Origin of the sequence: Bifidobacterium sp. B4111, assembly GCF_026537235.1 — a bacterium.
Taxonomy (GTDB): Bacteria; Actinomycetota; Actinomycetes; order Actinomycetales; family Bifidobacteriaceae; genus Bombiscardovia.
This window is the reverse complement of sequence record NZ_JAFNMO010000011.1, coordinates 1-9805: the sequence shown is the minus strand read 5'-3', so window position 1 is coordinate 9805 and position 9805 is coordinate 1. Positions and strand designations below refer to the sequence as shown.

Sequence of the window (9805 nt, the reverse complement as noted above, 5' to 3'; positions counted from 1 at the left end):
AGATACCCCAACACCACACTCTGACCAACACACAACCAAACCCACACACAGAACCTAAAACAACGCGTTTAGTTCCTATAGGCCTCATCTCAGTTACATCCCCTTTAGGTAAAGAAAATGCCGCCCTAGTGTGCACATCATATAAATATGATGGAGGCAGTGGCGGCTTCTAACATCATTAAATATACCGTTATGAGACTAGTGTATCTACATTTAAATACAAGAATTCACAAAGTCATCACATTTAATTGTCTGTGGTTTGCTGGCTAATGGTCGGCATCTGTAGTAGTTCCCTATAAGCTGGGCTGGAAATCTTAAGTTCGTCATGCGTGCCGCATGCGACGATTTTGCCCTTTTCCATGACCAGTATTTGATCACCTGGCTCAATTGTTGACATTCTGTGAACTACTTCAATGACGGTTTGTTCGGAGAATATCTCGCGTAGTAGAGCATTTATCTTCTGTTGGTTGATTGAGTCGAGGCTTGACGTAGGCTCGTCTAAGAGAATGACAGGTTTTCTGTGCAGCAAAATCCTGGCGATGGAAAGTCTCTGACGTTCTCCGCCGCTCAGGAAGTGGCCTTGTTCACCGACCTGCGTATTTAACTCTTGTTCGAGATTCCTAACTTTTGTATCAAGATTGACGAGCTTGAGCGCATTCCAACATGTCTCATCGCTTGCTTCGATGGTTCCCATCGTTAGATTATCTCGAATACTACCGGAGAATATAGGAGCATCTTGTTCAATATAGCTAACTACTTTCCTGATATCGTTGGCATTTAAATCAGTTGAGTCAACATTGTTGTATAGGATATGCCCCGAATCCGGCCTATAAAAAGCCTCCAATAGGGAAAGCAGCGTAGTTTTACCTGAACCCGACGAGCCCACGATGACGGTTCTTTGGTGTGGGACTGCGCTAAAACTAATGTTCTGCAGAGTGGTATTTCGTTCATCATCTTTGTCCGCTGTATTGTAAGAAAAGCATACATCTTTGAACTCCAGCGTAATGTTGGCTGTATCAAACGAGGAATGCCCATCTGGGGAAAGCATATTGCTCGAACTTACGGTTTCGCTTTTATCGCGCAAAGATTCAATGTCTTCTATTCTCCTGAGTGGTCCTAAAGCTTTGAAAGCCGTGGTTATAGATGAGGAAAAGGAGCTTAGCGAAGAAACAACCATAGTCAAATACATTGAAAAGGAGATGAAATTAGAAATATCAAGATCCCCTTTCGCTATTTCCGCGCCGCCAAAGGAAAAAACGATTAGTAAGGTCAGCTGTATGGCGCAGTTCACAATGGACCGAATGATTGTTTCCTTGTTGGCCACTTTTACTGTTGCCCGATACACTTCTTCTGCGGTACCGACTACTCTTTTCGTTTCAGGCACTGTTGCCATAAAGGCCTTAATTGTGCGAATTCCAGCTAATGATCGCAGTATGGCATTAGACAGTCTTGCTGTCTTAGCTTGTACCAGTTCGGTATAGGCCTGCAGACGAGAAGAAGCAGCAATCATCAACAGAATGGATGTGCACGAAGTTATAAGTGCCACGGCAAAGAGTCTGGTATCAATGAACAGCATAGCGACAGCTGATCCGCAAGCTGTTAACAGATTCGCGGCCACTTTAAAGAAGTCTGATGACAGGGCTGAGCGTAACTCATTAGTATCTGAGATGACAGTTGAGACATAGTCACCCGACTCCCTCTTATCATACTCTTGTACCGGCAGGCCGAGGATACAGGTAATGAGATTGCTACGTTTATCGAAAACTATTTTCGCCGCAAGGCGGTTTGCCATATTGGATCCCAAACCATCCAGGACGATGCCTGCTACAAACAAAAGCGCCAAGACTGCAATTGGTCTCACCAACTTCTGACTCTGTTCTATGGCGTGTAGAAGATAATTGACACACAGAGGTTGTAGTAACGCCAGACCTGAAGACACTATACCCACAGACATCACAACAACAGTGATAGCTGTGTGCGGTTTCAATAGTCTGAATACATTAAAAATTGTGGTTTTTTGACGTTGCTGAGTTTGCATAGTTGACATGATTTCCGCTATTCGCCTATGGCTGTTTGGACGGTTTCAATTGCCGATCGCTTCAAACTAGAACGTGCAGAGAAAAATGTGGAAAGTGTTCCCGCGGCGATAATGGGCACAGCAAGGATAATGAAGAACTTCCAGGGGAAGACCACTACAAAGAGATTCTTGGAAAGAGGGAGGAATGTCACAGCGGTGAAAACTCCGACGAGCAAGGTGGCCCCCGCAGAGATAAGGATACCGGTGGTCACGAGGATGAAACCATCCAAGGCCGATATGGCAAGTAGCTGTCCGGGCACAGCGCCCGCGATGGAGATAAGGGCCAGATCAAGGTTGCGTTCCTTGGCAGAGATGGCGAAACTGGCGACCGCACCGATTACAGCAATGAGCAAGGCCGACCACAGGCTGGACATAAGCTCTATCGGTGTGGCTGATCCCATGTCTTTCAACTGGGGAAAGCCACTTATGGCAGCAGTACTGGTTTGACCTGTGATTAACAATCCACCGAGCAGGAACAGGCAAGCAGTCAGTGAGATGATGGTGGAGCCGAATGCCTTCCCGCGACTTCTCACAATGGCTTGTGCCCGTGCGATCTTCCAGACATCGGATTGCACAGGAACCAGATTCGTCCATGTTTTGGTGGCCCATTGGATGATGGGTCCTCCAGAATAGGCCAGAGCGACCAGAAACAGCAGTATCGCGATGATCGGGCCTAATGACATGGGTTGCATGATGATGCCCAATTGGGTCTTACTCAGAGTTTTGGGGTCGTTCAACACCAGGATGACGGCAGCGACAGCCGGTGCCAGCAGGGCGATGAAACCACCGATAATAAGGAATCTCCTCAGACCGCGCCCAGCTCTCGTGACGTGGACTTCCTCAGTTCCTGAACCTCTCAGCAGCTCAACCGGAAGCACTTTCCTCAAAGCACGCAGAGTAAAGAGAGCACCCAACAAAGCCACAATGAAACCGACTGCAAGCCCCCTCAAAGCAAAGTCTAAGAAACCCTGCCAAGTAAAAGTGATAAGCGGCGGTAACAGCACGGCCTCCAACTGGAACTTTAGAATCCGTGGGGCAAGAATTGGCGCCAGCGCCATACCAACGATGGAGGAGATCAGAGTCAGCACGAACACCTGCACCATGGTGAGGGTCAGCACCTGCCTAGGTGTGGCACCAAGCAGGGACAACAATGCAAGTCCCTTCCGCCGCTGCCTTATGGAAGCCTGAATCGTCACCATAATGACCAGGCAACCCAGGACCATTGCTATCTGGTAGACCGAGTCCACGTTAGTGCTGAGATGGTGAGATACCACACCCACTTCCCCCGGGGAATCATGTTTGAGATCATTGATTCCCTTGCATACACTCATGGCGCACAGAATCGTCTGCGTGACCACAAGCACAAGAAACACACCGGCCCAGATTCCTCTATTGGCTTTCAGATCATTCAACGCCCACTTCATGACTTACACCTTTCACGCCGCATCGCCATACAGAATCAGGGCAATAACTACGCTTGCTCTTCCACATTCCCTGATGCGACAAATCCGCCATCACTCATGGTGTATACGACGTCGCATTGCCGGGCCAGGCGGAGATCGTGTGTGACCACGACCACGCATTTACCGGGTCGATGGGAGAAGTCCCGCAACTGCGAGAAAACCAACTGTCCGGACTTCTGGTCAAGAGCACCTGTCGGCTCATCGGCGAACACAACATCGGGATCCGCGACCAAGGTGCGAATCAAGGATACCCGCTGCTGCTCACCACCTGAGAGCGAACTAGCTGCGTCATTGTCGTGCCCGCTCAAGTGGAACTTATCCATGAGGGCATCGATGCTTCCTTGATCGACCTTGCGATGGCTGAGAGTCAAGGGGAGCAGGATATTGTCACGAACGGTCATGGACGGGACAAGATTGTAGGACTGAAACACAAACCCGATATGCGATCTGCGAAACAAAGCCAAGTTACGCTGGTTCTTCTTAGTTAGTTCCTCACCCAGCACCCACACATTTCCTTGAGATGGCTGTTCAAGACCAGAAAGGCAATATAGCAAGGTGCTCTTACCACATCCAGAGGGCCCTGTAATTGCGGTCATGGCACCACCAGCAGCAACAAAAGAAAGATCATTGAACACCACAGTGGGAGTCCCGTCACCCGAGACGAAATTCTTACTTAGCTGTTCAGCTACTACCACACCATCACGCATAATATTAACCTTCATGGTACTGAGATCAGAGTATCGCCAGACCTCATGCGATTATAAAGCCCCACGACAACGAGTACTGAAATAAACGCTGTCATGGGGCGATATTCCTATTTACCAACACAACACGTTGCTCGTATCGCTGTAACTGGTGCACAAGAAGTAACTATGATTACTCTTATGCATAGGGTTCTCATTGGTATCTTCGTCTTGCAGATTCAGAACGTTCATTTCACACCTCCTTCCATTCGCTAATTTGCTTGGCCATGAGCTGTTGCCCACAGAATTGATCTGGATTGACAATCGGTAGGAATTCCCACCCAGATCCAGTCATAGAGGTAAGTGCGGAAAGAACTCCTGCAGAACCTGTTGAATAGTCGGCAGATAGCCTCAACATGCTATCGCCGACAAAAACTGGTTGTTCATGGTAGGCCAGACTGTAATCCAGAAGATTTTTTAAATGCATGGTTTGAATTTCAGCATAATCTGAAATCCAAGTTTTCCCTACCGCTAAAGCAGACATAATGCCAGCTCGTCCGTTGTACAGTCCGCTGAAAGCATACGTGGGTGAAGCACATGCCTCTACAAGGGATTCAAACACATCAGAGAATAGCGATTCGTTATTCTGCATAAGCCTAGCCCACGATATTGCGGTAAGGAGTCCAGCAGATCCGTTAGTCAAGTATGGTAGCGAGCGGTTATACTCGCCTTCAATAACCCCTCGACGGCCGGAATCTGACAAATCGGTATAGGATAAATCGTGCTCTATGCATGCGGAGGCCCATGAAAAATATCGTGGGTCCTCTGTCACCTTTCCTAAGGACGAAAAGAATAGAGCAGCTCCCGACCAGCCTTGGAAAAGGCCAGAGCTGTGGCTGAGTTTCTTATGTTCATGTTCAATATCCGTATCGAACAGTACTTGATGTATGTGATCAGCGATATTGACTGCTGTCCCTATATATTGGTCTTCTTCCTCTGAAGCGCCAAAGGCAGTAAGCGCCAAACCAATACCTGATAGGCCTTTTTCTAGGTTAACGTTCCGTAGGCTTTTCCAATTACCTGAAACTTGTTTGATTAAGTTCTTGGCCCAATCTTTCTTACCCACCTCATAGAAGAAAGTCGCCATGCCGGTAAGACCGGAAAACAGACCATAGTCAGCGCTTTCCGATATCCCATTAACTAGTGAATCAAATGTCCACCTTACATCGGCGGGATCAACTGTTTTCCCTGCCCGAATAAGGCTCAGTAAGACACCGGCTGCTCCTGTGGCGATATTTACATGAGCATAGTTTGACTCAAGTTTTGCATCTGCAGGAAAAAGCTTTCCAGGAACCGCATGGCGAGTGGCTTCTATGCCTTTTACCGTCTGATTGGATATGAGTTGTATATCATGTAAAGAAACTTGCTGCTGAGGTAATTTCCAAGTGTATGGTCGGATACTTTCTGTTGGAGTGGCTGGCACCACCACTATTCCGTTTTCGCCGGGATATCTTTCGTTCAAGGAGTTAATCAAGCTGACGGGTTCTTCCCCAAATGCTTCCTGTATTCTCTTTAAAAAGACTGACCAGTACTCCGGAGAGAGGATTGTTATATTATTCTGTATGTCAAAAAGCGTTGCGATGAGTCGTGAAACAGCAAACCAATCTGCTTGCTCAGCTGTACAGTGCTTGGGAGGCTGGAACCCCATCGCATTCATTGCTGGTGGATTGGTATCTTTAAGATTCCTCGCAGCTTCCAAATCTATCAATCGAACGGCATCATCGTTCTCGGAAACAAAAACGTTCGCCAACTGAAGATCTCCGTGAGCATATCCTGTAGTGTGTAATTTTTCAACGGTGTCGATTAGCAAATGAGCAATCTGTAAGGAGCGCTGTTTATAGTCTTGCATTGCCTGATAACTATCACGTACTATCGGCATATGTTCCGTGATCCAATCGTTGAACGGTGTACCTGTTATACACTCCATCTCAACAAAATGGTGCTCCCAAACCTTAAACTGCTTTAGTGGTTTCGGCGTAATTCCCAGATGCTCAGCATGTTTTAATATTGACCATTCATGGGCAAGTCGTGTAGTAGCGTCTTGTTTATTATCATCAAGACCTGCATATGGACGAGCCTCTTTTAAAATGACTTGTTCATCGTCTCTGTTTCGTGCGGAATATACTCCTCCGGCATTAGAAAAATGTACGGCCTTCAAATCCACGTAATTATCAAGTTCTGTAGATAGATTTTTGTTATAGGCCTCATAAGCCTCATTAACAACCGGTGGGATTGGGACACCATGTGGAATGATTGGGCGAACCCCCCGTATGTCCTCTTTCAACACTCCGTCAGCGTCGGGAATGAGACTTATCTTCTCACCTTCCGCATCGGACATTTCTATTGAAACAAACGCCCCATATCTGAAAAAGATAGGTCCGTTATTGTACCTTAAATCACTGAGGATATAAGGTCCTGGTTCACCGCCTATTGCTTCCTCTAGTTTGAGGGTTAATCTTTCAAGATGCTCATCAGAAAAGGGATATATGGTTATGAATTTTCCACTAGAGCTGCGTCCTGCATATTTGGTATTGGAGGATCGGTACTGTTGTTTATCCCTGAGATATTTGAACATAACATGCTCTGAAATACAGATTTTAGAAACTTTTTCTAAAACTGATTGTGCATTGTCAAGGGAAGCCGTCACATGAATTTTCCATCCGTGGGTCCTCATTATGCAAGCAGTCGGCTGCATATATGTCCATACTACGGATTTATTTGAAGCCCATCCTATCGGACAGTCAGGTTCAGGATCCCATGACTCTTCGGCATGTGCCATGAGACTACGGCTATCGACAAAGAAAGGAGATCCTGGGTGCGTCGCCCGCATGTATACAGCTTCCCCAATCATTGCGTCTCCCATCGTTGCGGACTATGCTTTGTAGTAATATTATCAGAACCCGGTTCAGTGTCAACTTCTGTTTTAACTCGCTTCTTGAATATTAATAACTTGCTCATTGCCTTTGATAGCTAAGTACCCATACGTCGCCTTTTAAGATGGCAACTTTCCTTTGAGTAGAGATGGACCTTCAATTGCTGCATCCAATGATGTCAAGACACCAAGCCGTTTGCATAGCAAACTTTTCCCAGCGTCTATACTTACCTGATCCTCCCCCGTGGCTTCCATTCTGAATGATATTAACGACTGCGTCTGCACCGATTTCCTGGAGCAGTGACACCCACTTCAGAGATTCTCTATAGGAGACCCGAGCATCTTGCTTTGCGGCTATTGCTAAAACTGAAGGGAATCTCCATTCTTGCACGGATTCACCACTCCCCTTCCCTTTCTGCTTTCCGTGAGAAGGAAGGTTTTCACAAGGTGAATATGACCTGATATAATCGAAAACCTTTTGGCTTTCCAACGGATTTCCCCATTCGTCCCATTCCGCCACAGTCAGAGGAGAAGATGGGTTAAGAAGCGTTGTTAACGGATCAACAAAAGGACTGTCCGCAATAACACCCGCATAACAATCTGGTGCCATCGAAACTGCGGATGCCACAAGTAATCCGCCGGCAGAATTACCATAAGCCACGGTTCTTTCAGGCTTCGCACAGCCGGCATCTTGTAAAGCTTGGGTTGAATCTATAAAGTCCTCAAATGATGTTCTTTTATGAAGCTTCCGACCCTGTTCATGCCAGGTATATCCTAGTTCCCCCCCACCGCGGACATGAACCACTGCATATAATATTCCACGGTCAAGTAAACTTAGTCGCTCCATTGAGAAGTCTGGATCAGTGCTGACTCCATAAGCACCGTAACCTGTTATATACATAGGCCGATTCTGTGGAAGACCGGTAAATGCTGAATGCAGTTGTCTCTCGCGATATATATTTTGCTGCAGTTCTTTTTTCCAAATCAGTGATACTGGAATCTTCTCACCGTCTCTTGACGGTAGCCAGATCCGCTGTTCGGCATATAGGCTGCTATCAAAATCCTCAAAACCTGCATATCCCCCTACAAAGTTGTCATCGCCAGTCAATGGATTCACTTCACGAATTTCTGTGGGAGATGTATAACTGAAAATTGAGTAACGCATATTCGGGGAATCATATGACAAGTTCCCTGAGCTAACGATGGAATAAATCTTACTATCACCTACAGAATCCACCCTGTTATTGGTGAGTGGCTTCACCTCATTAAGATTCAAAGGACGATTGAACTCAGTAGATTCCTTAACTGAAGCTTTATCAACAAAAGCAATACGAGGCAGCCCATCTGAACGGTAGCTTAATGAAATGAAGTTGCGGCGAACACAGACGGAAAAAATGTTCAAACCTCGCACTTGCTGGAAAATTCGAGGATTTGGAAGGGTGCGCTGGCGCTTTCCTGCCAAGATAGATTTACTGTCTTTTCGCGCTATCTCAGTATCGTCTACCGGGCAAGATTCTCCCATAGCGATACATGTTCCCTCACCGATATAGAAGGGCGGCTCGTGCAAACGCATATCGATTATATCGACTTCAAAGTTCGGTGTTCTGCCATTATGTCGGATCACGGCAATTGGTATATCGTCTTCTTCGTCTTCCTCGGCTTCAAAAAAACCGAACTGCACGGAATACTTAATACTATTGTGTCTTTTTATAAAAGATATGAATTCGCCTGTTGGGTTTGCCGCCGGCAAGATTAAAACTTCTTTGCTTGTTGGAGAGGCCGATGTAATGACGATGTATTGGTTATCATTACTAATCGTGACAGTTACGCGGAATTTTTCGTCATTTTCTCTAAACACTTCAACATCTTCTTGAATACTCGATCCAATGTGATGTCGTTTCACTGCGAATGGTCTCATCTGATTATCAAGTACCAGATAGAACACCCATTGCCCATCGGGACTTAAACATGCCCCGCCGGTATCGGGAATAACATCCGATAGCGGCTTGGATTGCGTGATTCGACGAAGATGAACAGTATATCTTTCATTGCCTTTAGTATCCGTGCTGTAAAGCAGAAGTTTGCCGTCATTGCTGATAGACAAATCTTGCAAATGGAAATATTTCGAACTGCCGATTTCAGCATTGGCATCGAATACAACCTCTTCACCCTTTACATCACTCTGATTAGCGACTGCAATAACGTCGGGAGGATTCCAATCATCATCAGCGATAACCGGCAAACGGTACTGTACATCATAAGGCTTTCCTACAAAGTTCCGTGAGAAATACCAGAAGTTGCCCAATCTAACAGCAGGAGAAACAAACTCCTCCTTTTTGCGGTTTTGCTGTTCCAGGAATAGCTCTCTCTGAAGATCTTGAAGGTGCTCCATCCTTTTTTCAAATCTAACATTCTGAAGCAGGAGACATTCGGTGTCTCTTTCATTATTTCTCTGCGTTGCCTGATTCATACTTAATAAGTCCTTTTAAAATGACCATGAGATGCATGATTCCACGGCCTTTGCCCATCAGTTAGCTAATGCACCTACGTTGATAATTATAGGCAGGGCTATAGGAACTAAACGCGTTGTTTATGTTGGGGGTTTGGCCTTGTGGCTGTAAGCGTGTTGGGTGGTTGTTAATAGGTCGGG

5 protein-coding genes are annotated in these 9805 nt (G+C 46.2%); all 5 read right to left on the bottom strand.

All coding sequences use genetic code 11. From position 1 onward, the window contains the following. Positions 1 to 244 precede the first annotated feature (244 nt). Complete coding sequence (locus tag J3T93_RS09800; RefSeq protein WP_161522307.1) at positions 245 to 2038, bottom strand: ABC transporter ATP-binding protein; 1794 nt, start codon at positions 2036 to 2038, stop codon at positions 245 to 247. A gap of 17 nt (positions 2039 to 2055) precedes the next feature. Beyond that, positions 2056 to 3501 (bottom strand): FtsX-like permease family protein, encoded by a 1446-nt coding sequence (locus J3T93_RS09795; protein ID WP_045924218.1) that lies wholly within the window; start codon positions 3499 to 3501, stop codon positions 2056 to 2058. Positions 3502 to 3548: 47 nt separating this feature from the next. Beyond that, positions 3549 to 4262, bottom strand: a complete 714-nt coding sequence (locus J3T93_RS09790; RefSeq protein WP_101433110.1) for an ABC transporter ATP-binding protein — start codon at positions 4260 to 4262, stop codon at positions 3549 to 3551. Positions 4263 to 4476: 214 nt separating this feature from the next. Beyond that, complete coding sequence (gene lanKC, locus J3T93_RS09785) at positions 4477 to 7113, bottom strand: class III lanthionine synthetase LanKC (RefSeq protein WP_267431529.1); 2637 nt, start codon at positions 7111 to 7113, stop codon at positions 4477 to 4479. A gap of 199 nt (positions 7114 to 7312) precedes the next feature. Beyond that, on the bottom strand, positions 7313 to 9625 hold the full coding sequence (locus J3T93_RS09780; RefSeq protein ID WP_267431528.1) for a prolyl oligopeptidase family serine peptidase: 2313 nt from the start codon (positions 9623 to 9625) through the stop codon (positions 7313 to 7315). Positions 9626 to 9805 lie beyond the last annotated feature (180 nt).

Coding starts and splice junctions, on each gene's coding strand:
- J3T93_RS09800 (WP_161522307.1), bottom strand. CDS start 2,038: ATGCAAACTCAGCAACGTCAAAAAACCACAATTTTTAATGTATTCAGA.
- J3T93_RS09795 (WP_045924218.1), bottom strand. CDS start 3,501: ATGAAGTGGGCGTTGAATGATCTGAAAGCCAATAGAGGAATCTGGGCC.
- J3T93_RS09790 (WP_101433110.1), bottom strand. CDS start 4,262: ATGAAGGTTAATATTATGCGTGATGGTGTGGTAGTAGCTGAACAGCTA.
- lanKC (WP_267431529.1), bottom strand. CDS start 7,113: ATGCGGGCGACGCACCCAGGATCTCCTTTCTTTGTCGATAGCCGTAGT.
- J3T93_RS09780 (WP_267431528.1), bottom strand. CDS start 9,625: ATGAATCAGGCAACGCAGAGAAATAATGAAAGAGACACCGAATGTCTC.